The sequence below is a fragment of the Rhodococcus sp. NPDC003383 genome, from assembly GCF_053589115.1.
In genome coordinates this window covers 149,834-174,553 of record NZ_JBSFRG010000005.1, presented here as the reverse complement: position 1 = coordinate 174,553, position 24,720 = coordinate 149,834, and the positions used below count along the sequence as shown (strand labels likewise).

Genomic DNA, 24,720 nt, shown 5'->3' with positions numbered 1-24,720 from the left:
CCGACACTCTTCGACATCCAGTAGGGAAAGACCGATGACCACTTCCGCACCCCGCGCACACTCGCCGGCCGACGGCGCCCACGTGAAACTGATCGACCGCGTGTCCGCGATCAACTGGAACCGCGTCCCCGACGAGAAGGACTCCGAGGTCTGGGATCGCCTCACCGGCAACTTCTGGCTGCCGGAGAAGGTCCCGGTGTCCAACGACATCCCGTCCTGGGGCACGCTCACCGCGTACGAGCAGCAGCTCACGATGCGCGTGTTCACGGGTCTGACGCTGCTCGACACCATCCAGGGCACGGTCGGTGCGGTGTCGCTGATCCCGGATGCGGTCACCCCGCACGAGGAGGCGGTGCTCACCAACATCGCGTTCATGGAGTCCGTGCACGCGAAGTCGTACTCGAACATCTTCTCCACGCTGTGCTCGACCCGCGAGATCGACGATGCGTTCCGCTGGTCGGAGGAGAACGAGAACCTGCAGCGCAAGGCGCAGATCGTCCTCGACTACTACCAGGGTGACAGCCCGCTCAAGCGCAAGGCGGCCTCCACGCTGCTCGAGTCGTTCCTGTTCTACTCGGGCTTCTACCTGCCGATGTACTGGTCGTCGCGCGCCAAGCTCACCAACACCGCCGACATGATCCGCCTGATCATCCGCGACGAGGCGGTGCACGGCTACTACATCGGCTACAAGTACCAGAAGGGCCTCGAGCAGATCACCCAGGCCGAGCGCGACGACCTCAAGGACTGGGTCTTCGAGCTGCTGTTCGAGCTGTACGACAACGAAACCCAGTACACCGCAGACCTGTACGACGAGGCGGGCCTGACCGAGGACGTCAAGAAGTTCCTGCGGTACAACGCCAACAAGGCGTTGATGAACCTGGGTTACGAGGCGCTGTTCCCGAAGGACGAGACGGACGTCAACCCGGCGATCCTGTCGGCACTGTCCCCGAACGCCGACGAGAACCACGACTTCTTCTCGGGCTCCGGCAGCTCGTACGTCATCGGCAAGGCGGTCGTCACCGAGGACGAGGACTGGGACTTCTGACCCGACTGCCCGCGTAACCCCCGCGCTCGTGCGCGTTTTCGGTAGCACCCGCTACCGGAAACACGCACGAGCGCAGGCGTTTCCGGGGCGTTTCAGGGGCGGCGGAACCACGCCTCGGGCACGTCGCGCAGCGCCTTGTCGATGCGCAGCGCCGAGGTGTCCGTCAGATCGGCGGGCAGCGCGTCGGGCGCGAACCACGCGACCTCGAGGTTCTCGTCGTCGGCCACGCGCGCCGAGCCGCCGGTCGCGCGCAGCAGGAAGCACACGTCCAGGTACTGCGCGACGTCGCCGTTCGGGTAGGTGATCGGCGCGGTCACGTCCACACTCGTCAGGCGCACGACGTCGGCGACCACCCCGGTCTCCTCCGCGACCTCGCGGACCGCCGCGACCGCAGGTTCCTCACCGGGCTCGAGGATGCCCGACACGATCGCCCAGCGACCGTTGTCGGCGCGACGGGTCAGCAGGAGCCGGCCGTGGTCGTCGCGCACGACGGCGCTCACGCCGGACAACCACAAGGGGGCGGTACCGACGTGAGCGCGCAGCGCGGCGACGAACTCGGGGACGGGCACGACGGCCCTCAGTAGCGGAAGGTCACGGGTGCGGCCTGCCCACCGGAGTACGGCAGCAGCACCGACGGCTGCAGCGGCACCGAGAAGCGGGCGGGAACGCCGTCCCACTCGGTGCGGCTCGCGTCGGCGGCAGCATCGAGACGTGCGACGGTGATCCGGCTCATCGAGTCGGTCCCGACCTGATCGCCGGTCGACGATTCGGCGGTGAGGTAGGTGCCGTCCTCGGTGAACTCGATCCACGGATCGGCCAGCGCGATCTCGAGGAGATGGAAGCGCGTGAACGAGACGACGGTGCCGCGGTACTCGATCCGGCCGAGCCCGGTCTCCGGGTCGATCTGCGCACCGGCCAGTTCGAATGCGAGCGTGCCGTCCGGGTTGACGGTCGCGCCGTTCTTCCCGACGACCGAACCCTGCGTGGTGTCGGTGACCAGGTCCGTGTAGCCGGGCGCGAATCCCCACACCAGGTCCTGCGACGCGGGGACGGGAGCGTTCGGGCCGGGCGAGGGATCGAAGTTCACCGGCACGGACAGTTCCTGCTCGGCGTTGAGCGCGTCGGCGGCACCGTACGTGTAGATGCCGTACACCGCGTCGGCGGGCACGGTGGCGGGAGCGTCGATCGTGAGGGTCGCGGTGAACGAGCCGTCGTCGGACAGCGGAACCCACTGCTGCCGGACGGTGCGGCGCATGTCGAACGGCACGTTGGGCACCTGGTTCAGTGCGCGTTCGGACAGCACCCACGCGTTGGTGGATCGTACGGTCGCGCGGTTCGCGGTGGGGGCACCCTCGGAAGGACGCCAGTGCTCGGAGAAGCCGCCGAACGAGACGAAGGTGCCGTGCGGCACTCCCGGCGGTACCGGCACCGGCAGGCCACCGGTGCGGTTCGCCTCCGGGTCGAAACCGGTTCCGCGCACGACGACGGTGTCGCCCTCGTGCACCGGCAGGTCGCCGAGCGGGGTGACGCCGTCGGCGGCGAACACCTCGATGGCCGGGGTCTCCGGTTGCGCCGACGCCGGCGCGGCCGCCGGAAGCACGGTTGCGAGCAAGCCTGCGAGGACAGCGCCGACCCGCACGGCGGGTCGGCCGAATTCAGTTCGAATAGCCATTGAGCGCTACCTTCAGGTCGGTGAGGACCGCCCGGGCCGCGACCGGGCCGGGCGTGGACCACACGTCGTCGGTCACCGCGAACAACCGGTGGTCGCTCACGGCGCCGAGATCGAGCCAGCGGTCCGTTTCCATGTATTCGGTGCCCTCCGCGAGGCCGGTGTCGCCGTCGAAGCGGACGAAGAGCACGTCCGCGTCCGCCGCCGCCGGATCGTCGGTGTCGACGGGTTCGAACGACCGGCCGTCGACGACGCCGAAGCGCTGGGCGGGGGGCCGGGCGGCGCCGGCGTCGGCCATCACCTGGCCGGCGAACGACGCGGTGCCTTCCACGACGGGCCCGTCGGCGGTGAACCGGACGATCGACGCCTGCGTCTGGGACGAGGCGAGTTCGCGGCCGACTTCGGCGGCGGCGAGGAGGTAGTCGTCGAGCACCCGCTGCGCGGCTTCCCGGCGGCCGAGGGCGTCGCCGACGCGCAGGAACTGCTCCCGCCAGAACACGGGGTCGGATCCCACGGTCACGGTCGGCGCGATCGCGTCGAGCCGGCCGTACAGATCGGACTCGACCGACGAGCCCAGGATCAGATCCGGCTGCGCCTGCGCGACCAGGTCGAGATCGGGCAGGTCGCCGGAACCGACCGACGGCAACTCGGCGATGCCGGTGCCGAGGTAGTCGAAGTAGCCGGGGTCGATCGGGGTGAACGCCACACCGACCACCCGCTCCCACAAACCGAGCGCGCACACCGCGTCCATCGCCGCGAGGTCGAGAACGACGATGCGCTGCGGGTCCGCGGGAACCTCTGCGGTGCCCGCGGTGTGCACGACGGTCCGGGTGCCGGTGGCCGGCTGCCCCGCGTCGAGGGGAGAGGGGAGCGGGCACGCGGTCGTGGTGTCACGATCGACACCGACGACCGCGGCCCCGGCGATGCGGGTGGTCGTGCGCACGATGCTGTCCGCCGGATCGTCCGTGGTTTCCCCGCACCCCGCGAGGGCGAGCGTCGCCACGGTGACGGCGGCGAGGACGGCAGTTCGGGACCGGTGCACAACGGGCAATTCGACCACTTCCTGTTTCGGGGACGGTCCAGGTTATCCCTTGTGCGGATCGACCCCGAACGCCTCCGCGAGGTCGTCGAGGATCAGGTGGGCCCCCTGGATGCTGACGGGAGTCATCCACAGGCTGTCGTCGACGTCGATCTTGCGGCCCCGGAGGTTCCCCCACAGCGGGTTGGTCAGGAACGGCTGAGCGGCGCCCTCCGACTTCCCGTCGCCGTCGCGGTACATCGAGACGAAGATGACGTCGGCGTCCGCCTGGGCGATCAGCTCGGGGCTGATGGCGTTCATGATGCTGCTCGGGTCGGCCGGATCCGGACCCTGGCTCTCGGGCCGGGCCAGACCCGCGTCCTCGAGGACGATGCCGCTGAACGAGGTGGTGCGGTACAGGCGCGCGGTCGGCTCACCGGCGAAGCGCACGACCGAGACGGTCGGGTTGTTCGCCGAGGCGTTGATCTCGTCGCCGATCGCCTTCGCTCGTGCCTCGTACTCGCCGATCTTCTGCTCGGCGAGGTCCTCCTTGCCGAGCGCCCGGGCGGCGAGCCGGATGTTGTCCTTCCAGGTCGGTCCGGTGGACTGGGAGAAGACGGTGGGAGCGATCGCCGACAGCTCCTCGTACTGCTCACCGTTGCGCACCTCGGCGGACAGGATCAGGTCGGGCTCGAGGGCGGCGATCTTCTCCAGGCTCACGTCGGCGACCTTGCCGACCGAGACGGCGTTCGCGGCGTACTTCTCCGGGGCGTCGCCGAGGTAGTCGGGCAGTCCTTCGGTGCGGTAGTCGACGTAGCCGACGAGTTCGCTCTCGAGCAGCAGCGTCGCGTCGGCGTAGCTGGTGTCGAGCGCGACGACCCGCAGGGGAGCCTCGTCGAGCGTGGTCGAGCCGCGGAAGTGTTCGACCGTGCGCGGGAAGCCCTCGGTCGACGAGACGGACGTTTCCGGCTCGGTGTTGTCGGCGGAACAGCCGGCGAGGGCGACTGCGGCGGTGAGTGCCGATACGAGCGCGACGGTCGCGCGGCGGCGGAATCGAGGGAGCACGTCCATACCTCGGACTTTCGGAGCGGGGCAACAACGACGCAACACTAGCCTGATAAGGTTTCGCTACCCTAAATCCCTGTCCGATGTGACGTACATCATCCGCGCGCGGGGGCGGCGCGCGACACGCCGGGGAAGGGGCTCACGAGGGTTCTGCTCACGAACAACACCCTGGTCGTGACAGCACCTCGAGGTACGCTGTCGCACCGAGTACGACACTGAGTAGGACCCGGTGGGCGACCGCTGTGTGCACGGTCTACGATTCGACTCAGCGCAAGCCAGAGACCGCTCGCCTCCAGCCCGAGGTCGAGCGCGCATTCAGGAGGATTAGTGACTGCCGTAGCGCCCCAGCCAGTCCCGATAGCTGCAGCAAGGCCGTACCCGCCGCGGCAGGGACCCAAGGGTTCGTTCATCTACAAGATGATCACGACTACAGATCCCAAGCTGCTCGGGATCATGTACCTCATCACCTCGTTCTCGTTCTTCCTCATCGGTGGCCTCATGGCCCTCCTGATGCGCAGCGAGCTCGCGGTCCCCGGCCTGCAGTTCCTTTCGAACGAGCAGTTCAACCAGCTGTTCACCATGCACGGCACGATCATGCTGCTCATGTACGCGACGCCGGTCGTGTTCGCGTTCGCGAACTACATCGTCCCGCTGCAGATCGGCGCCCCCGACGTCGCGTTCCCGCGTCTGAACTCCTTCAGCTACTGGCTGTACCTGTTCGGCGCGACCATCGTGCTCGCCGGCTTCATCACCCCCGGTGGTGCCGCGGACTTCGGCTGGACCGCCTACACCCCGCTGACGAGCGAGCTGCACTCGCCGGGCGTCGGCGCCGACTTCTGGGTCCTGGGCCTCGGCGTCATGGGTCTGGGCACGATCCTCGGTGCGGTCAACTTCACGACCACCGTCGTCTGCCTGCGCGCCCCCGGCATGACCATGTTCCGGATGCCGATCTTCACCTGGAACATCCTCATCACCAGCCTGCTGATCCTGCTGGTCTTCCCGCTGCTCACCGCCGCGTTCTTCGGTCTGTTCGTCGACCGTCACCTCGGTGGCCACATCTTCGACCCGGCCACCGGTGGCGTCCTGCTGTGGCAGCACCTGTTCTGGTTCTTCGGCCACCCCGAGGTGTACGTCATCGCGCTGCCGTTCTTCGGCATCGTCTCGGAGATCTTCCCGGTCTTCTCGCGTAAGCCGATCTTCGGTTACACCGGCCTGGTCTACGCGACCCTGGCGATCGCGGCCCTGTCCATCGCGGTGTGGGCACACCACATGTACGCCACCGGCGCCGTGCTGCTGCCGTACTTCTCGTTCATGACGTTCCTCATCGCCGTCCCGACCGGCGTGAAGTTCTTCAACTGGATCCTGACGATGTGGAAGGGTCAGCTGACCTTCGAATCGCCGATGCTGTTCTCGGTCGGCTTCATCATCACGTTCCTCTTCGGTGGCCTGACCGGCGTCATCCTCGCGAGCCCGCCGCTGGACTTCCACCTGCACGACTCGTACTTCGTGGTCGCGCACTTCCACTACGTGCTCTTCGGCACCATCGTGTTCGCCACCTACGCGGGCATCTACTTCTGGTTCCCGAAGATGACCGGCCGCATGCTCGACGAGCGTCTCGCCCGCTGGCACTTCTGGCTCACGTTCATCGGCTTCCACACCACCTTCCTGGTGCAGCACTGGCTGGGCAACGAGGGCATGCCGCGTCGCTACGCCGACTACCTGCCCACCGACGGCTTCACCACGCTGAACACCATCTCGACGATCGGCTCGTTCATCCTCGGTGCCTCGACGCTGCCGTTCCTGTGGAACGTCTTCAAGAGCTACCGGTACGGCCAGGTCGTCACGGTCGACGACCCGTGGGGTTACGGCAACTCGCTCGAGTGGGCCACCTCCTGCCCGCCGCCGCGCCACAACTTCACCGAGCTGCCGCGCATCCGGTCGGAGCGTCCGGCGTTCGAGCTGCACTACCCGCACATGGTCGAGCGGATGCGGGCCGAGGCCCACGTCGGCCCGGGCAGCCACAAGCACAACGTGGCCGTGCACGAGGGTGCAGACAGGGAAGCCCTGAAGTAAGTCGGTAACCCGATGTGACGCAAGGCCCCGCCCGATGCTCGGGCGGGGCCTTGCGCGTGACCGGGCGCACCACCCCCAACCTCTGAGGCAGCCGTTCCGATTGGCAGAATGGAAGGGCCCGTGCCGCGAGAGAAACGAAGGATCGGAGACGTAGTGGCGTCTGACACCACCGTGCTGGTGACCGTGACAGGACCGGACCATCCCGGTGTGACCGGTGTGCTCTTCGCGGCGCTCTCCCGCCACGACGTGGATCTGCTCGACGTCGAGCAGGTCGTCATCCGCGGCCGGCTGACACTCGGTGTCCTGGTCGCGTGCCCGAACGACCCGGAGGCCCTCCAGGACGAGATCGAGGCGGCGATGGCCACGGTCGGGATGCACGCGGACGTGCAGATCGGCGTCGAACGCGGCCTCGAGCACTCGGTCTCGACGCACGCCGTCGTCGTGCTCGGCAGCCCCGTCAGCGCCCGCGCGATGCGCTCGGTCGGCCGGGAACTGGCCCGCCAGGGCGCCAACATCGACTCCATCCGCGGCATCGCGGACTACCCCCTCACCGGCCTCGAACTCATGGTGACCGCGGCCGACACCGGCGCCGACGCCGACGCGCAGCTCCGGGCCGGCCTCGCCGAGGTCGCCGCCGGCCTCGAGATCGACATCGCCGTCGAGCGCGGCGGCCTGGCCCGGCGTTCCAAGCGCCTGATCGTGTTCGACGTCGACTCGACCCTCGTGCAGGGCGAGGTCATCGAGATGCTCGCCGCTCACGCCGGTGTCGAGGACAAGGTCCGCGCCGTCACCGAAGCCGCGATGCGCGGCGAGATCGACTTCACCGAATCGCTGAACCAGCGCGTCGCCACCCTGGCGGGCCTGCCCGCGACCGTGATCGACGAGGTCGCCGAGAGCCTGGAGCTGACCCCCGGCGCCCGCACCACCATCCGCACGCTGCGCCGCCTCGGCTTCCGCTGCGGCGTCGTCTCCGGCGGCTTCCGTCAGGTCATCGAGGGTCTCGCGCACGAACTCGAACTCGACTTCGTGCGCGCCAACACCCTCGAGATCGTCGACGGCAAGCTCACCGGCCGGGTCGTCGGCGACGTCGTCGACCGCGCCGCCAAGGCCCGCGCCCTGCGCGAGTTCGCCGACGAGGTCGGGGTGCCGATCGAGCAGACCGTTGCGGTCGGTGACGGCGCCAACGACATCGACATGCTCAGCGCCGCCGGTCTCGGCATCGCGTTCAACGCCAAGCCCGCGCTGCGTGAGGTCGCCGACACCGCGCTGTCGTACCCGTACCTGGATGCGGTGCTGTTCGTGCTCGGCGTCACCCGCGACGAGGTCGAGGCCGCGGACCGGGTGGACGGCACGCTGCGGCGCGTGCCCCTCGACAGCGGTGCCTGACAGCGGTGCCTGACACCGACGCCGGGTTCGGTGCCCGCCACCGGGTGCTCACCCGCGGATACGGGCATCGGCCCGACCCTGACGACCCGGCCGCGGTCCTCGCGATGCCGATCGTGCTGCACATCCCCAAGCAGAACCCGCCGCGGCGCAGCGCACTGCTCGAGGCCGCGGCGATGGCGACGATCGCCCTGTGCCTGGACCCGCGCGTCGGACCGGACGCGGACGGACCGCCCGGTCCGTGGCAGGACGCCTACCTCGCCTGGAGCGACGCCCGCATCCGGAAGGTCAGCCGCCGTGCCCGGGGCGCGCAGTGGCTCGCCGCGCAGGACGTCGACGGGATCACCGTCGACCACGACGGCGCCCAGGCCCGCGCGCTCGTGCCGGGTCCGGTCGGTGACCTGGACCCGCGCATCTCACGGCTGCAGATCGGTGGCACCGACCTGCCGCACGACGATCCCGGCGACCCGGATCCCGGCATTCCGGTGCTGTGGATCGACGCCGGCCTCGACATGACCGTGGGCAAGGCCGCGGCGCAGGTCGGGCACGCGGTGATGCTGCTCGCCGGGGTTCTCGACGAGGACGCGGTGCGGGCGTGGGCCGCGGACGGCTACCGTTGCGCCGTGCGCGACGCGGACCCCGAACGGTGGAAGGAACTGCGCGCCCGCGCCGAGGCGGGCCGGGGCCCGGTCGCCGCGGTCCGCGACGCCGGTTTCACGGAGGTCGCACCGGGTTCGATGACCGTGATCGCGGTCGCCGGCTGACGCCCCGCCGGGCTCAGCCGTCCTTCCGGAACATCAGCACGGTCGGTCCGGTCACCTCCCACTCGGAGCCGACGGGTCGAGGCGACGCGTCGGCGGGTGCACCGTCGGGTGCGCTCGAGTCGAACACGCACACCACCCGACCCCGATACCACTCGGGTCCGGCGAGCACGAGCGTCGCCGGGCCGGCAGCATGCAGCACGATCAGGCCGCTGCTGTCCGCGAGCGGCACCCCGGCCCGCGTGACCGTGCCCAGTTGCGACCCGTCCACCCACGCCTGCAGGGTGCGCCGGTCGTCGTCGTGCCAGCCGGCCTCGTCGAGTTCGAGGCCGTCACCGCCGAACCACACCAGGTCGGGATAGCCGACGGTGCGGGCGCGGCCGTCGAAGAAACGGCGCTGACGCAGCACCGGCACGACCTTGCGCAACTGCAGCAGCTGTCGCACGAATGCGATCCGGGTGGTGTCGGCCGACGACCAGTCCAGCGGCCACGCATCGGTCACCGGGGTGTCCGCCGGGACGCAATAGGCGTTGTTGTTGCCGCCCTGGCTGTGTCCGAATTCGTCGCCGGCGAGCAGCATCGGGGTGCCGGTGGACAGCAGCAGCGTGGCCAGCAATGCCCGCACGTGCCGGTCGCGGGCGGCGACGATCTCCGGGTCGTCCGTCGGCCCCTCCACACCGTGGTTGACCGACTCGTTGTGGTCGGCGCCGTCCCGTCCGTCCTCGCCGTTGGCCTCGTTGTGCTTGCGTTCGTAGGCGACCAGATCGGCCACGGGGAACCCGTCGTGCGCGGCGACGAAATTGATCGACATCCACGGCTGCCGCACGGTCCGGTCGTAGAGGTCCTCGGAACCGGCGAGACGCGAGGCGATCTCGCGGATCCCGGACCGTCCCGCCCAGAACCGGCGGACCGTGTCGCGGTACCGATCGTTCCATTCCGACCACTGCGCGCCGAACTCGCCGAGCCGGTAACCGTGGACGGTCGCGTCCCACGGTTCGGCGATCAGCTTCAGATCCGTCAGCACCGGATCGGTGGTGATCGCGGTGAGCAGCGCGGCCCGCGAGTCGAACGTGCCGCCGCGCGGACGGCCCAGCGCGCTGGCCAGATCGAACCGGAACCCGTCGACCCCCATCTCGGTGGCCCAGTAGCGCAGGCTGTCGCACACCATCCGCACCGCGATCGGCGAGGTGGCGTCGACGGTGTTGCCGCAGCCGGTCAGGTCGATGTCGAGCCCCTGCTCGTCCAACAGGTAGTAGCCGCGCGCGTCGAGTCCGCGCCAGGACAGGCTCGGCCCGGCCACCGACCATTCGCACGTGTGGTTGTAGACGACGTCGAGGATCACCTCGATCCCGGCGGCGTGCAGCGCCGCCACCATGGCCCGGAACTCGTCGATCTCCGCGCCGGGCACGCTCGCGTACCCGGGGTGCGGCGCGAAACAGGCGGCGGTCGAATAGCCCCAGTGGTTGCGCATCCCGCGTGCCCGTACCGGGGGTTCGGTGAGGAACGCGTGCACCGGCAGCAGTTCGACGGCGGTCACCCCGAGCCCGACGAGATGCTCGAGGACGGCCGGCGCGGTCAGCCCGAGATAGGTGCCGCGGTGTTCGGGCGGCACCCCGGGATGGCGTGCCGTGTAGGACCCGACGTGCAGTTCGTAGAGCACCGTCTGCTCCCACGCGGTGCCGGGGCGGTCGTGCCGGACCGTTCCGGCCGGTTCGGTGACCACCGACAACGGGACGTGGCCGAGGGAATCGACGGTCGAGGGTGCGCCGAAGGGATCGTCATCGTAGGCGAGCAGGCGTCGCGGATCACCGATGGCGCCGGTCAGGCGGCGGGCCCACGGGTCGAGCAGCAGCTTGTGCGGGTTGGTGCGCAGCCCGGTGCCCGGCTGCCACGGGCCGTGCGCCCGGTAGCCGTAGCGCTGCCCGGGACCGACCCCGGGCACCGTGCCGTGCCAGATTCCGAAGGTCCGGTCCGGCAGGTCGATCCGCTGTTCCCGCCCGTCGTCGTCGATCAGGCAGACCTGCACACGGTCGCTGTGCGGGGCGTGCACCGAGAAGTGGGTGCCCGCGTCGGGGTCGTCGGCTTCGAGGGCGGTCGCCCCGAGCGGGAACGGACCGCGGTCGGCGCGCGCCACCGGCGGCGCGGTGGGATCGGTGGGGGAGAGCGACACGAAACGATCCTGCCGGTGAATCGGCTGCCGGGGTAGTCCAAGATGGACGGCGTGGCACAACCTGATCCCGATCTGCTCATCGAATTCGACGACGTGTTGGTGCGGCGGGGCGGCAACGTCCTGGTCGGACCCGTGACCTGGAAGGTGGAGCTGGACGAACGCTGGGTGGTGCTGGGGCCGAACGGCGCCGGCAAGACCTCGTTGCTGCGGGTCGCGGCCGCGGAGACGTTCCCGACCTCCGGCACGGCGAGCGTGCTGGCCGAGCGGTTCGGGCGCACCGACCTGTCCGAACTGCGACCGCGCATCGGCATGTCGTCGTCGGCGCTGGCCAACCGCGTTCCGGCCGACGAGAAGGTCTCCGATCTGGTGGTTTCCGCCGGGTACGGCGTGCTCGGCCGGTGGCGGGAGAAGTACGACGCGATGGACACCGAGCGGGCTACGGAGATGCTCGAGAGCCTCGGCGCCGAACACCTCGCCGACCGCATGTACGGCACCCTGTCGGAGGGGGAACGCAAGCGGGTCCTCATCGCCCGGGCGTTGATGACCGATCCGGAACTGCTGCTGCTCGACGAACCCGCGGCGGGTCTGGACCTCGGTGGCCGTGAGGAACTCGTCGCGCGCCTGGCGACGCTCGCCGCGGACCCGGATGCCCCCGCGACGGTGCTGATCACGCATCACGTCGAGGAGATCCCGCCGGGCTTCACCCACGCGATGCTCCTCAAGGAGGGGCAGGTGGTCGCGCAGGGGCTGATCGACGACGTGATCACCTCCGAGAACCTGAGCACCGCGTTCAGCCAGTCGATCACGCTCGATCGGGTGGACGGGCGCTTCTTCGCGCGCCGCACCCGGGAGCCGGGCCGGCACCGCGTGCACGTCTGATTCCGGATCGGGACCGGCGTCTCGATGCCGGTCCCGATGCGATGCGGATCACCCCGTCACGTAGTTTGTACGCATGTCTACCGAACGCTCTGCAGCCCCCTTCGATCCGGCCGCGGTGCCGATCAAGGACGCCTCCACCGTCCTTCTGCTCCGCGATTCCGACGGGGGTATCGAGGTATTCCTGCAGCGCCGCGTCGTCGGCATGGACTTCGCCGGCGGCATGACGGTGTTCCCGGGCGGTGGCGTCGACCCCTCCGACAGCGCCGCGTCCGTGCGCTGGGCCGGCCCGACCATCGCCTGGTGGGCCGAGCGGTTCACGACCACCGAGGGACGCGCGCAGGCACTCGTGCTGGCCGCGGTCCGCGAGACGTTCGAGGAGTGCGGCCTGCTGCTGGCCGGACCCAGCGAGGACACCGTCGTCGCCGACACCGCGCAGTACGCGCAGGCCCGTCGTCTCCTCGAGGCGCGGGAACTGTCGTTCGGCGACTTCCTCGCCGCCGAAGGCCTCGTGGTCCGCACCGACCTGCTGCGCCCCCGCGCGAACTGGATCACCCCGCTCGGTGAACGCCGCCGCTACGACACCCACTTCTTCGTCGCGGCCGTCCCCGAAGGGCAGCGTGCCGACGGCGACACCAGCGAAGCCGAGCACGTGCAGTGGCGCACGGCGGCCGAAGCACTCGACGACTGGCAGGCGGGTGCGTCGATCCTGCTGCCGCCGACCTGGGCCCAGCTCACCTCGCTCGCCGCATACGCCACCGTCGCGGACGTGCTCGCGGACGAGGTCGTGATCGAACCGATCCTGCCGATCCTGTCGCGCAACGACGAGGGACAGATCCGCGTCTCGTTCGGCGGCGACGAGGGCTACTACACCCGCGGGGGGCCGCACCCCTGGGCGAAGCGCACCGACATCTGATCTAGCCTGAGCGGCATGGCTGAATACGTCACTCTCGAGGTGTCCGACGGCATCGGAACCATCCGGCTCGACCGCCCGCCGATGAACGCACTGAACCGGCAGGTGCAGGAGGAGATCCGTGCCGCCGCCCGGGAGGCGACGGTACGCAAGGACGTCAAGGCCGTGATCGTCTACGGCGGCGAGAAGGTGTTCGCCGCCGGTGCCGACATCAAGGAACTCGCCGAGATCGGCTTCGTGCAGATGAGCGAGATCATCGGGGACCTGCAGTCCGCGCTCGGGTCGATCGCCGACATCCCGAAGCCGACGGTCGCGGCGATCACCGGCTACGCGCTCGGCGGTGGCCTGGAACTCGCGCTCGGCGCGGACCGCAGGATCATCGGCGACAACGTCAAGCTCGGGACGCCGGAGATCCTGCTCGGCATCATCCCCGGGGGCGGCGGCACGCAGCGGCTCGCGCGGCTCGTCGGTCCGTCGAAGGCGAAGGACATCGTGTTCACGGGCCGGTTCGTCGGACCGGACGAGGCGCTCGCGATCGGGTTGGTCGACGAGGTCGTCGCACCCGATGACGTGTACAACGCAGCGCGGAGGTGGGCGTCGCAGTTCACCGGAGCGGCCTCGCGTGCGCTCGCGGCGGCGAAGGCTGCGATCGATCAGGGCCTGGACACGGATCTCGACACCGGACTGAAGATCGAGCAGCATGTGTTCGCGTCGCTGTTCGCGACGGCCGACCGCACGATCGGGATGGAGTCCTTCATCGCGAACGGCCCGGGCAAGGCCGCGTTCACCGGCGAATAGCCCGCCGAAACTGGAACTTGTTCCATGCTTACCGATGGGTAGGATCACACCTATGACTGCAAGCAGGACCGACGGGACCGATCCCGCGCCCAACCCGCACGCCACCGCCGAAGAGGTCGCCGCTGCGCTCGAGGACACCAAACTCGCCCAGGTGCTCTACCACGACTGGGAAGCCGAGACGTACGACGAGAAGTGGTCAATCTCCTACGACGAACGTTGCATCGACTACGCCAAGGGCCGCTTCGACGCGGCGGCGGGTGAGCAGCCCCTTCCGTACGGGAAGGCGCTCGAACTCGGCTGCGGCACCGGTTTCTTCCTGCTCAACCTCATGCAGGCGGGCGTCGCGAAGTCCGGTTCGGTGACGGACCTGTCGCCCGGCATGGTCAAGGTCGCCCTGCGCAACGCCGCGAATCTCGGACTCGACGTCGACGGCCGGGTCGCCGACGCCGAGACCATCCCGTACGAGGACGACACCTTCGACCTCGTCGTGGGTCACGCCGTGCTACACCACATCCCGGATGTCGAGCAGTCGCTGCGCGAGGTCCTGCGCGTTCTCAAGCCCGGCGGCCGGTTCGTCTTCGCCGGTGAGCCCAGCACGATCGGCAACTTCTACGCGCGGTGGCTCGGTCGCATCACCTGGGAGGCGACCACCAACATCACCAAGCTGCCGTTCCTGAGCGACTGGCGCCGTCCGCAGACCGAACTCGACGAGTCCTCCCGGGCCGCGGCCCTCGAAGCCGTCGTCGACCTGCACACCTTCGATCCGTCCGATCTCGAGAAGATCGCGACCTCGGCCGGTGCCGTCGAGGTGAAGGCGTCGAGCGAGGAGTTCGCCGCGGCGCTGCTCGGCTGGCCCGTGCGCACCTTCGAGGCCGCCGTGCCGGAGGAGAAGCTCGGCTGGGGCTGGGCGAAGTTCGCGTTCGGTGGCTGGAAGACGCTGAGCTGGGTCGACGAGAAGGTGCTCAAGCACGTCGTGCCGCGCAGCTTCTTCTACAACGTCATGATCACCGGTGTGAAGCCCGGCAAGTAGTTGGGATACGAGTTCACCCTCGCCGACGTCGCCTATCTGGCGTCGGACGAGGCGGCGTCCGCCTTGACCGAGGTGGACGGCCGGGAACTGTCCGCGCGTACACGCCTGGCCGACATCGGCTGGGTGCGTACGCGTTTCGGCGACCGTGCCGGCCTGCTCGTCGAGACCGTGCTGGCGCGCCGCAAGGCTGTCGCGAAACTGCCGGAGGCCGGGGGATGGCTGCTCACCGACGACGCGGTGCAGCAGGCCACCCCCGCCGTGGTCGCCACGCATCGGGCGCGGCGCCTGGCCGGGCGGCGCGTGCACGACGTGACATGTTCGATCGGCGCGGAACTGGCGGCGCTCGTGGGTGTCGCCGACCTCGTGATCGGCAGCGATCTGGACCCGGTGCGGTTGGCGATGGCCGCGCACAACGTGCCGGGCACATCGCTGATCCGGGCCGACGCGCTGCGGCCCGTCACCCGCGGGACCACCGTGATCGCCGATCCCGCACGCCGCGCCGGCGGCCGGCGCACGCACGATCCGGCGGCGCTGCAACCACCGCTGCCGGACCTGCTCGACGTCTATGCCGGACGCGATCTCGCGGTGAAGTGCGCGCCGGGCCTGGATTTCGACGCGATCGACTGGGCGGGGGAGGTCGAGGTCGTCTCGCTCGACGGCGGTGTCCGCGAGGCGTGCCTGTACTCGCCGGGCCTGTCGAGCCCCGGTGTCCGACGCCGGGCAAGCGTGTTGCGTTCGGATGGAACGGGATTCGAGGTCACCGACGCGATGCCCGACGACATCGACGACCGTCCTCCGGGGCAGTGGATCGTCGATCCCGACGGCGCGATCGTGCGGGCCGGCCTGGTCCGGCACTGGGCGGCATATCACGGTCTGTGGCAACTGGATCCGCGCATCGCCTATCTCACCGGCGACACCCTGCCCGAGGGCGTGCGCGGCTTCCGCATCCTCGATCGGTTCAAGTACACCGAGAAGGCCTTGAAACAAGCGCTCGCGCAGCACGACTGCGGGGTCGCCGAGATCCTCGTCCGCGGAGTCGACGTCGACCCCGCGGTGCTGCGGCCACGTCTGAAGCTCCGGGGTTCGCGGTCGTTGTCGGTGGTGCTGACCCGGATCGGGCGCACCGCGGAGGCTTTCGTGTGCGAGGCGTCGTTCTAGATGTAGTCGACGACCACCTTCTCGATGGTGCCCTCGAACGGGAACGGTGCGCGGTCGTAGTAGTCGAGCGACACCGGGGATCCGAGACAGGTACCGATGTCGAGACAGTCGTTCGCCGTGAACAGCAACGGCGCGCTGATCGGCACGGTCGTCTCGCCGACCTTCTGCCCGTCGACACACATCCGGACGTTCAGCGGGCCGCCGGGACGGGTCTCGGCGTACTCGGTGAACACCTCGAGTTTGTGCTCACCGGGCGGAATCGGCTCCGCCGAGCGCATCTTGGTGCGCATCAGGATGAACAGGTTGTACTCGTAGCAGAGGTAGCCGTCGTCCATGAAACAGGTCAGCCCGCCGCCGTTGCCGCCGAGAGCGTAGAGGACACCGCCGGCCCGCTCGGGGACGGTCAGCTCGACGGCAACGCGGTTGTTCCTGTTTCCCAGTGCGGGAGCACAGAATTCGGGCATACGGGTGACGTCGCCGGTGAACTCCCAGCTGGTGTACGGCGTGGTGATCCGCTGCTCGGGGTGAAGTGCCACCACCCAAAGCCCCCCGCCGATCGGCAGGGCGTTGTTCTTGGCCGCCTCGATCGCGAACAACTCCCGCAGCTGGGCCAGCTTCTCGGGATACTGCGCCGCGAGGTCGCGGTTCTGGGTCCAGTCCTCGTCGAGATTGTAGAGCTCCCAGGTGTCGTCGTCGGGGTTCCAGTCGCGGATCCCGCCGGGCATGCCCTGCAGCCACGGTGCCCGGGGTCCGAATGCGGACGCCATCCAGCCGTCGTGGTAGATCGCGCGGCTGCCCATGATCTCGAAGTACTGGGTGAGCTTGCCCGCCTTAGCATCCCGGTCGACGAAGGTCTCCGCGAAGCTGGCACCGTCGATGGGGTCCTGCGGAATCCCGTTCACGGAGCGGGGCGGGGTGATTCCGAGCAGGTCGTAGAAGGTCGGCACCAGATCGTTGCAGTGCAGGAACTGGGTTCGCGGGGTCCGATCGGGGGTGATCTTCGCGGGCCACCGCGCCACCATCGGATTGCGGGTTCCCCCGAGATGCGACGCGAGGAGTTTCATGCCCTTGTAGGGCGTGCTGCCCGCCCACGCCCATCCCGCGTGGTACATGTTGTCGGTCTTCGGAGAGCCGAGGACGTCGAGTCCGCCGAGTTCCTCGAGAGCGGCGATGTGCTGCGCCGGGGTCGTCGGAATCCCGTTCTGCGCCAACAGTTCGCTGATGGTCCCTTCCTGGCCCTCCCCGGACGAGCCGTTGTCGCCCCAGATGTAGAGGACCAGGGTGTTGTCGCGGTAGCCGAGCCGGTCCAGCTCGTCGAACAACCGCCCGACCTGCACATCACAGTGCTCGGCGTACCCGGCCGCCACCTCCATGAGGCGACGCTGGAACGGCTTCTCCTCCTCGGGGATGTCGTCCCACGCCGCCATGGTGGGATCGCGGTCGGTGAGCTCGGCCTCCGGTGGGATCCAGCCCTTCTCCTTGGCCCGGGCGAACACGCGCTCGCGGTAGGCGTCCCAGCCGTCGTCGAACTTGCCCGCATACCGGTCGGCCCAGTCCTTCATGATGTGGTGCGGGCCGTGCAGGCAGCCGCTGGCCCAGTACATGAAGAAGGGCCGGTCGGCGTCGAGCGCCTTGTGGCGGCGCAACCAGCCGATGGCGTCGTCCGCGAGGTCCTCACTGAGGTGGTAGCCCTCCTCGGGGGTCTTCGGCGGCAGGACGACGGTGGTGTTGCGGACCAGGTTCGGCTCGTACTGCGATGCCTCACCCGCGAGGAAGCCGTAGAAGTAGTCGAAACCGACGCCGGTGGGCCAGTTGTCGTAGGGCCCGGCGGCCGTGGTCTCCTCGGCCGGGGTGTTGTGCCACTTGCCGAACGCCGCGGTGGTGTACCCGTAGTGCCGCAGGACCTCCGCTCCCGTCGCACTCGACTTCGGGATGTGGCCGGAATACCCGTCCCAGTCGTTGGCCAGTTCGGCGATCTGCCCGTTTCCGACGCGATGGTGGTTGCGGCCGGTGAGCAGCGACGCGCGGGTCGGCGAACACATCGCGGTGGTGTGGAAGCGGTTGTAGCCGATGCCCTCGTCGAGCATGCGGTCGAGGGTGGGGGTGTTCACCTCGCCGCCGAACCCTGTCGGCAGACCCGGACCGGCGTCGTCGATCAGCACGACGAGGATGTTCGGGGCGTCGGCGGGCAGCCGGCGCTGCTTCGGGTGTGGGCTGTACACCGATTCCTGCATGGTGCGGCCCGCGATACTCCCCGACGGCGTCGGGGGAAACGGCAGGGTATCCCCGCCGGGTATCGGTGCTGCCCGGAGTTCCTTGCCCATGACCGTGTGCCCCCTTCTCCGTCCACCCGTTCCAGTACAGCACCGGTTCGTCGTCGCGGAGACGGGTTTGCGAGATGGAAGTCACGGCCGGAGGATGCACCGGAAGCCGATGTGGCAGGTCGACGTCTCCTCGGTTTCACCCTGCCGGGCAGCGGGGCGGTAGCGAAGACAGTAGTTCGGCGCGCACAGGTGCGAGCCGCCCTTGATCACGCGGCGCGCATACGGTTCGTTCGGGTCGTGGACCACAGCAGCGTCGACGCGGGGATTCGCCGGAATGCAGCACGACGACGCCGGGGCGACGTTCTTGCCGCTCGCCGAGTGGTCGGGGGAGAAGTGGTCGCTCGTCCACTCCCACACGTTGCCGGCCATGTCGTCGAGCCCATACCCGTTGGGCCGGAAATGCCCGACGGGGGAGGTTCCGGCGAACCCGTCCTCGAGGAGGTTCTGCCACGGGAACTCGCCCTGCCAGACGTTCCCGCCGGGGCGGCCGCCCGGCTCGTGCTCGTCACCCCACACGAAGATCTTGCGATCGAGGCCGCCGCGCGCGGCGAACTCCCACTCCGCCTCGGTCGGCAGTCCCTTGCCGGCCCACTCGGCGTACGCCCTGGCGTCGAACCACGACACGTGCGTGACCGGATGCCGTTCCCTGCCTCCGACATTGCTGTCGGGACCCTCGGGGTGACGCCAGTCGGCGCCGGGTGTGAAGGACCACCAGCGGGTGTAGTCGTCGAGGGGAACAGGGCCCCGGGGCGGCGTGAACACCAGTGACCCGGGAACGAGCAGTGCCGGGTCCGCCCCGGGGTACCGGTCCGGGTCGGGCGCGACCTCCGCGGTCGTGACATATCCGGTCGCTTTCACGAAGCGGCGGAACTCGGCGACCGTCACCGGGTGCTCGTCCATCCAGAACCCCCCGACCGTTACCTGGTGGACCGGTCGTTCCTCGGGATAGAAGTCCTCCGAGCCCATCCAGAACGTGCCTCCCGGAATGAAGACCATGTTCTTCGGCACTGCGTTCTTCGGTAGCGCCCTTGTCATGGGGATCAGCGTCGCACGGTCCGTGCGCCCGTCGGTGGGATTCCCGACTAGCGCGCCGCCATGGCAGAAATGCGGATATCGCGGGTGCGCTCCTGGTGAGCGGTCATCAGGGCGCGCGCCCGCTCGCCGTCCCCCGCGACGATCGCGTCGAGGATGTGGCGGTGCTCCGTCTCGATCGCGTCGAGATTGTCGGGAGCCGCGGACGCCTCGGCGTCGTAGACGGCCAGTTGCGCGTCCAGGCGTTCCATCAGCTCGGCGATGGTCGGGTTGTGGGCGGCGGAGCGCAGCGCGGCGTGCCAGTCGTTGTGCAGGCGGAGTGCGCTCTTCGGATCCGGCGCCGCGACGGCGCGCTCGAACAGGCTCGTCAGCCGGGCCAGATCGATCTCGGATCGTCTGGTCGCCGCGGCGAACGCGGCAGCGGATTCCAGCGCGATCCGGGCGTCGCAGATCGCGAGTACCTCCTCCTCGGTGCGCTCACGCACCATGTAGCCGCGGGTGACCTTGATCACCAGACCGTCGAACTCGAGCCGCTGCAACGCTTCCCGCACGGGTGTCCGCGACAGCCCCATCTCCGCGCCGACGCCGGCCGGCACCAGCATGGAGCCGGGCGCATATTCGCCGTTCGTAATGCGTTCGCGCAGTTGTGCGTACGGCGATCTGTCGACGTCCAACGGTCGGTTCCCTCCTCGAGACGCGCAGAAAAGTGGACGAACCAACCCATACCAGGACAGCGCGCGGATGGGAAGGGTTTGAATCCATGTGTATACAGTTGTCGTCGGTTGTTGTCGTTTGTATTTATAGTGCTCCTCGCACTGCTGTCCGCGAGGAGAACGATGAACACGACCACCCCCACACCGACGGCGACCGGCGATGTCTGATCTCACGGTCTCCGCAGCACCGGCTACCCCTGCGCCAACCGCCGAGCCGCCGCGCACCCGCCGCGTCATCCGGACGCCGCGGGCGACCGCGCTGTTGCCGTGGGTCGTTCCGGCCCTCGTGCTGCTCGGCTGGCAGTGGGCCTCGTCCACCGGAGTGATCTCCGCGTCGATCCTGCCGCCCCCGAGCAAGGTGCTCGACACCGCCCGAAACCTCTGGGCCGCGGGAGAACTGCAGACCCACTTGCTGGTGAGTGTGCGACGCATCGTCATCGGCTTCACCATCGGCGCCGGGATCGGTCTCGTCCTCGGCTTCGCCGTCGGCCTCTCGCGCATCGCCGAAGGACTCGTCGACCGGACCCTGCAGATGCTGCGTGCGCTGCCGCATCTCGCCCTCGTCCCGCTGCTCATCGCGGCGTTCGGCATCGGCGAGCTGCCGAAGGTCCTGCTCGTGACCCTCGGCGTCATCTTCCCCGTCTACCTCAACACCGTCGCGGGTATCCGCACCGTCGATCCGAAGCTCGTGCAGCTCGGCCGCTCGTACGGACTCGGGCGCGGCGAGCTGATCCGGCAGGTCATCGTCCCCGGCGCGATGCCGATGATCCTGACCGGCATCCGCTACGCGCTCGGCGTGGCCTGGCTGACGCTCGTGATCGCCGAAACCATCGCGACCAGCGAGGGCATCGGCTTCCTCGCCCAGAACGGCCGCGACCTGCTCCGCAACGACCGGATCGTCCTCGCGATCGTGCTCTACGCGCTCGCCGGCCTCCTGGCCGATCAGCTCATCCGGCTGGTCGAGGCGCGAGTCCTCCGCTGGAACCCCAACTACCGGAAGGGAACTCGCTGATGTCCCGTGACGACCTCGTCGGACTCGACCTGCTCGGCGTCGGACACCGCTACCAGGACAAGCGCATCCTGAACAACATCGACCTGTCGATCGCGCCGGGCGAGTTCGTGACGTTCCTCGGACCGAGCGGCGTCGGCAAGTCCACCCTGCTCCGGATCCTCGCCGGGCTCGAGCAGCCGACCGAGGGCCGCGTCGAGCCGACCGTCGACCGGCCCGTCGTCTCGCGCATGATGTTCCAGGAGGACCGGCTCCTGCCCTGGCGCAACGTCCTCGACAACGTCCAGCTCGGCACCAAGGGACGACGCGACGAAGCGGCCGCGCTGCTCCGCGAGGTCGGACTCGCCGGTCGGGAGAACGCCTGGCCCTCCGAACTGTCCGGCGGCCAGCGGCAGCGCGTCGCGCTCGCCCGCGCCCTGCTGCACCACCCCGACGTGCTGCTCCTCGACGAACCGTTCGGTGCACTCGACGCGATCACCCGGGTCACGATGCAGCAACTGCTCGAACGGATGCTCGCCGAGCGGCCCCGGACCGTCCTGCTCGTCACCCACGACGTCGAGGAAGCGTTGATCCTCTCCGACCGGGTGCTGCTGCTCACCGAATCCGGGATCACCCGTGAACTCCGGATCGACCAGGCCCGCCCCCGGCACCGCGGTGACGCCCGCCTCGCAGCCTGGAAGGAGGAGTTCCTCGACGGGCTCCTCGAGGCCGACCGCGCCCTCCATTCCTGACACTGCCCCTCCGATCCACCCGATCCACCCGTAGGAAGGTTTCACCCCCGCTATGTCACCCCTGACCTCTTCGTCGCTGAGCCGACGCGGCTTCCTCAAGGCCACCGGCGCCGGTGTCCTCGGCCTGACCGCCCTGTCCCTCGCCGGGTGCAGCACCGACGCCGCAGCAGACGAAGACGGCCCGCTCACCCAGGTCCGGTACGCGCTGATCGGCGACGGCAACGCCGAACCGGGCACCGTGCTGCGCAACAGCCTCGGTGGGTTCGACGTCGCCGCCGACCTCGGCGTGCCGGTGGAATGGCCCACCGGATTCCCGGCGTCCCTCCCGGTGATGGAGGCGATCAAGTCCGGCAGCGTCGACTTCTCCTTCGCCACCGCGACCGCCGTCATCTACGCGATCGGCGGTGGCGTTCCCATCGTCCCGCTGGTGGCGTACCCGCTGCCGAGCAACGAGGTGGACGTCCTGGTCCCGCAGGGCTCCACCATCCGGTCCGCCGCAGATCTGAAGGGCCGCAAGGTCGCCGACCACCGCGGCACGACCGGCACGTACAGCCTGGTCAAGTACCTCGAGACCGCGGGCCTGACGCTCGACGACATCGAGTACGTCAACCTCACCGCCGCGGACGCCGAGGCCGCGTTCGCGCAGGGCAAGGTGGACGCCTGGATCACGTGGCAGCCGATGGCCGAGCTGGCCAAGCGCAAGCACAACGCCGCGACCCTGCCCGACGTGAAGACCTACGACTATGCCTTCTTCGTCGCGAGCGAATCGTTCGCGAACAACCACCCCGAGGTCGCGGCGAAGCTGGTGCGCAACGTCCGCGACGCACAGCGCTGGATCGAGGCCAACCCCGCCGCGGCCGTCGACGAGTTCACCCGGCTCGGCGGCTTCGGCGGCAACGCGATGGAAGCCGAGGTGTACCGCGACCTCGTCGAGACGAAGCGGCTCTCGTACTCCGGTGCGGGACAGTTCACCTCGGTCGGTGCCGACGCGATCGCCGGCTCCCAGGATCTCGCCGACAACTTCCACCGGCTCGGCATCTACCCCGAGCAGGTCGATGTCACGTCGTGGCTGCAGGATTCGCGGTTCGACTCGATCAAGTCCGTCATCGACAAAGAACTCTCGAACGTCCAGTAACTCTCGAAGTAGGTATCAGCACCGTCATGTCCGACTCCCAGATGCATCTCGCCGCGTTCATCACCGCCGGCCCCGGCCGCCCCGGTGGCTGGCGCTACCCGGCCTCGGTCCCCGGGTGGTTGTCCGCGGAGTACTACCAGAACATCGCCCGCACCCTCGAGGACGGCAGGTTCGACCTCGCGTTCTTCGCCGACATCCTCTCGGTGCCCGACCGGTTCGGGTCGAGCACCGACACCCAGTTGCGCAACGGCGCGCTCGGCTCGTTGCGTCTCGATCCGCTGCACGTGCTGTCGTCGATGGGTGCCGTGACCCGGCACCTCGGTCTCGCCGCGACGGTGTCCACCACGTACGCGCAGCCGTTCACCGTGGCCCGCTCGTTCGCGAGCCTGGACCACCTCACCGCCGGCCGCGCTGCCTGGAACGTGGTGACCTCGTTCCAGGAGTCCGAGGCGCGCAATTTCAACCTCGACGAGCAGTTCCCCCGCGAGAAGCGCTACGAACGCGCCGACGAGTTCCTCGAGGTGGCGGCGAAGCTCTGGGACAGCTGGGAGGACGACGCGCTGGTCCTGGACACCGAGGCGCCGTTGTTCGCCGACCCCGCCAAGGTGCACGCGATCGGCCACAAGGGCGAGTGGTTCACCGTTCAGGGACCGCTCAACGTGCCGCGGCCGCCGCAGGGATACCCGGTGGTGATCCAGGCCGGCGCCTCCGCCAAGGGCAAGGACTTCGCCGCCCGCTGGTCCGACGTGATCTTCTGCAGCCACGCGTCGCTCGAGTCGGCGCAGGACTTCTACCGCGAGATCAAGGAGCGGGCCGCCGCGCACGGCCGCGACCCCCGTCAGGTGAAGATCCTGCCGTCGATCGCCCCGGTCATCGGTGCCACCAGCGCGATCGCGCAGCAGACCTTCGAGGAGCTGTTCGAACTGGTGCCGCCACTGGGCGGGCTCTCGACCCTCGCCTACCACCTGGACGTGGACCTGTCGACGTTCCCCCTCGACGAGCGGCTGCCCGACGTCGAGGTTCCCGGCGTCGAGGGCCACTACCGCGAGGTCCGCGAGATCACCGAACGCGAGGGGCTCACGCTGCGGGAGCTCGGCAAGCAGTACGGTGGCCGCGTCGAAGGCGGATTCATCGGTACCGCAACGGAAGTCGCAGACGGCCTGGAGGAGTGGTTCACCGGAGGCGCGTGCGACGGCTTCATGGTGCAGGCTCCCTACCAGCCCGGGGGATTCGAGGACTTCACCCGGCAGGTCGTCCCCGAGCTGCAGAAGCGCGGCCTGTTCCGAACCGAATACGAGGGATCCACCCTGCGCGAGAACCTCGGACTCGAGCGTCCCGCTGCGCGTGAATGGGAGAACCGGATCCCCAAGCCCGCGAGCGCCGCCCGATGAGCGCCGGCACCGCGCCCGCGTCGAACATCGCGGCCGTCTCGGGGCACACCATCGCCGGGGTACCCGGCCGGTTCGTGATCGACGCCCGCGCCAATCATCTGGTGACCGACTCGCGATTCGGTCCCGGTGAGTCCATCCAGGCCGGGGAGCTGCTCCTGTCGGCGCTCGCCTCGTGCGCGATGGCGAACTTCGAGGCGAACGCGACGGAACTGGAGTTGCCGCTCGCCGGGATCCGGGTCGAGGCCTCGCACGCCCGCGGCAGCGAGGATCCGACCCGGTACGACTTCACCCGGGTCACGATCACCACGACCGGGGTGGATCAGGCTGCGGCGGACGTCCTGCGCGAGCGGTTCGTCGCGACCTGCCCGATCTACAACACGATCCGGCGGGGCAGCGGGATCGAGTTGACGGTCCTCGCCTCCTGAG

22 protein-coding genes are annotated in these 24,720 nt (G+C 69.1%); 14 read left to right on the top strand and 8 right to left on the bottom strand.

Translation table 11 applies throughout. From position 1 onward, the window contains the following. The first annotated feature begins 34 nt into the window (after positions 1-34). Positions 35-1,045 (top strand): class 1b ribonucleoside-diphosphate reductase subunit beta, encoded by a 1,011-nt coding sequence (gene nrdF, locus ACWDTS_RS06985; RefSeq protein ID WP_197255371.1) that lies wholly within the window; start codon positions 35-37, stop codon positions 1,043-1,045. A gap of 92 nt (positions 1,046-1,137) precedes the next feature. On the opposite strand, the gene ACWDTS_RS06980 is transcribed toward nrdF, so the two are convergent. From ACWDTS_RS06980 to ACWDTS_RS06965, 4 genes are read right to left on the bottom strand one after another with little or no spacing between them, the layout of a single operon-like run. After that, complete coding sequence (locus ACWDTS_RS06980; RefSeq protein ID WP_450107990.1) at positions 1,138-1,614, bottom strand: NUDIX hydrolase; 477 nt, start codon at positions 1,612-1,614, stop codon at positions 1,138-1,140. Between the two features lie 8 nt (positions 1,615-1,622). Further along, entirely contained in the window at positions 1,623-2,717 is a 1,095-nt protein-coding gene (locus ACWDTS_RS06975) for an HtaA domain-containing protein (protein WP_450117865.1), read from the bottom strand. Then, on the bottom strand, positions 2,701-3,765 hold the full coding sequence (locus ACWDTS_RS06970; RefSeq protein WP_450117864.1) for an ABC transporter substrate-binding protein: 1,065 nt from the start codon (positions 3,763-3,765) through the stop codon (positions 2,701-2,703). Before ACWDTS_RS06970 ends, ACWDTS_RS06975 begins: the two co-directional genes overlap by 17 nt. Positions 3,766-3,798: 33 nt before the next feature. Next, a complete protein-coding gene (locus tag ACWDTS_RS06965) occupies positions 3,799-4,803 on the bottom strand; it encodes an ABC transporter substrate-binding protein (RefSeq protein WP_450117863.1) in 1,005 nt (334 codons plus the stop codon). Positions 4,804-5,124: 321 nt separating this feature from the next. On the opposite strand from ACWDTS_RS06965, the gene ctaD reads away from it, so the two are divergent. From ctaD to ACWDTS_RS06950, 3 genes are all read left to right on the top strand, one after another. Next, the gene (gene ctaD, locus ACWDTS_RS06960) at positions 5,125-6,870 is read left to right on the top strand and encodes an aa3-type cytochrome oxidase subunit I (protein WP_248673351.1); all 1,746 of its coding nucleotides are present in this window, start codon (positions 5,125-5,127) and stop codon (positions 6,868-6,870) included. 108 nt (positions 6,871-6,978) lie between these two features. After that, complete coding sequence (gene serB / locus ACWDTS_RS06955; RefSeq protein WP_248673350.1) at positions 6,979-8,256, top strand: phosphoserine phosphatase SerB; 1,278 nt, start codon at positions 6,979-6,981, stop codon at positions 8,254-8,256. Between the two features lie 5 nt (positions 8,257-8,261). Then, on the top strand, positions 8,262-9,017 hold the full coding sequence (locus tag ACWDTS_RS06950) for a peptidyl-tRNA hydrolase (RefSeq protein WP_450117862.1): 756 nt from the start codon (positions 8,262-8,264) through the stop codon (positions 9,015-9,017). A 13-nt stretch (positions 9,018-9,030) separates the two neighbouring features. On the opposite strand, the gene glgX is transcribed toward ACWDTS_RS06950, so the two are convergent. Continuing rightward, the gene (gene glgX, locus ACWDTS_RS06945; RefSeq protein WP_450117861.1) at positions 9,031-11,184 is read right to left on the bottom strand and encodes a glycogen debranching protein GlgX; all 2,154 of its coding nucleotides are present in this window, start codon (positions 11,182-11,184) and stop codon (positions 9,031-9,033) included. Positions 11,185-11,226: 42 nt separating this feature from the next. Here glgX and ACWDTS_RS06940 point away from each other — a divergent pair, with 42 nt between their 5' ends. The 5 genes from ACWDTS_RS06940 (at position 11,227) to ACWDTS_RS06920 (ending at position 15,959) form a co-directional block, all read left to right on the top strand. Continuing rightward, on the top strand, positions 11,227-12,063 hold the full coding sequence (locus ACWDTS_RS06940; protein WP_197251325.1) for an ABC transporter ATP-binding protein: 837 nt from the start codon (positions 11,227-11,229) through the stop codon (positions 12,061-12,063). A 73-nt stretch (positions 12,064-12,136) separates the two neighbouring features. Further along, positions 12,137-12,976 carry an NUDIX hydrolase gene (locus tag ACWDTS_RS06935; protein ID WP_450117860.1) on the top strand — a complete coding sequence of 280 codons (840 nt, stop codon included), beginning with the start codon at positions 12,137-12,139 and terminating at the stop codon, positions 12,974-12,976. Between the two features lie 15 nt (positions 12,977-12,991). Continuing rightward, on the top strand, positions 12,992-13,771 hold the full coding sequence (locus ACWDTS_RS06930; protein WP_450117859.1) for an enoyl-CoA hydratase-related protein: 780 nt from the start codon (positions 12,992-12,994) through the stop codon (positions 13,769-13,771). Between the two features lie 52 nt (positions 13,772-13,823). Next, on the top strand, positions 13,824-14,801 hold the full coding sequence (locus ACWDTS_RS06925; RefSeq protein ID WP_197251322.1) for a class I SAM-dependent methyltransferase: 978 nt from the start codon (positions 13,824-13,826) through the stop codon (positions 14,799-14,801). Beyond that, complete coding sequence (locus tag ACWDTS_RS06920) at positions 14,802-15,959, top strand: THUMP-like domain-containing protein (RefSeq protein ID WP_450107996.1); 1,158 nt, start codon at positions 14,802-14,804, stop codon at positions 15,957-15,959. Here ACWDTS_RS06920 and ACWDTS_RS06915 read toward each other — a convergent pair. The 3 genes from ACWDTS_RS06915 to ACWDTS_RS06905 all read right to left on the bottom strand — a co-directional run bounded on the left by ACWDTS_RS06915 (position 15,956) and on the right by ACWDTS_RS06905 (position 19,989). After that, positions 15,956-18,283, bottom strand: coding sequence for an arylsulfatase (locus ACWDTS_RS06915; protein ID WP_450117858.1), 2,328 nt, complete (start codon positions 18,281-18,283; stop codon positions 15,956-15,958). The two genes, ACWDTS_RS06920 and ACWDTS_RS06915, sit on opposite strands and share 4 nt — an antisense overlap. Positions 18,284-18,364: 81 nt before the next feature. Beyond that, positions 18,365-19,279 carry a formylglycine-generating enzyme family protein gene (locus ACWDTS_RS06910; RefSeq protein WP_450108138.1) on the bottom strand — a complete coding sequence of 305 codons (915 nt, stop codon included), beginning with the start codon at positions 19,277-19,279 and terminating at the stop codon, positions 18,365-18,367. Positions 19,280-19,365: 86 nt separating this feature from the next. Further along, positions 19,366-19,989 carry a GntR family transcriptional regulator gene (locus tag ACWDTS_RS06905; protein WP_248673347.1) on the bottom strand — a complete coding sequence of 208 codons (624 nt, stop codon included), beginning with the start codon at positions 19,987-19,989 and terminating at the stop codon, positions 19,366-19,368. A gap of 199 nt (positions 19,990-20,188) precedes the next feature. Between ACWDTS_RS06905 and ACWDTS_RS06900 the strand changes: the two genes are divergently transcribed. Genes ACWDTS_RS06900 through ACWDTS_RS06880 form a run of 5 tightly spaced genes read left to right on the top strand, consistent with a single transcriptional unit; the run spans position 20,189 to position 24,719 of the window. Then, positions 20,189-21,040, top strand: a complete 852-nt coding sequence (locus ACWDTS_RS06900) for an ABC transporter permease subunit (RefSeq protein ID WP_450107998.1) — start codon at positions 20,189-20,191, stop codon at positions 21,038-21,040. Then, positions 21,040-21,768 carry an ABC transporter ATP-binding protein gene (locus ACWDTS_RS06895; RefSeq protein ID WP_197251317.1) on the top strand — a complete coding sequence of 243 codons (729 nt, stop codon included), beginning with the start codon at positions 21,040-21,042 and terminating at the stop codon, positions 21,766-21,768. Before ACWDTS_RS06900 ends, ACWDTS_RS06895 begins: the two co-directional genes overlap by 1 nt. 52 nt (positions 21,769-21,820) lie before the next feature. After that, a complete protein-coding gene (locus tag ACWDTS_RS06890; protein ID WP_450107999.1) occupies positions 21,821-22,903 on the top strand; it encodes an NrtA/SsuA/CpmA family ABC transporter substrate-binding protein in 1,083 nt (360 codons plus the stop codon). 26 nt (positions 22,904-22,929) lie between these two features. Then, entirely contained in the window at positions 22,930-24,294 is a 1,365-nt protein-coding gene (locus tag ACWDTS_RS06885) for an LLM class flavin-dependent oxidoreductase (protein WP_450108000.1), read from the top strand. Continuing rightward, on the top strand, positions 24,291-24,719 hold the full coding sequence (locus tag ACWDTS_RS06880; protein WP_248673344.1) for an OsmC family protein: 429 nt from the start codon (positions 24,291-24,293) through the stop codon (positions 24,717-24,719). Before ACWDTS_RS06885 ends, ACWDTS_RS06880 begins: the two co-directional genes overlap by 4 nt. The last annotated feature ends 1 nt before the right edge of the window (position 24,720 follow it).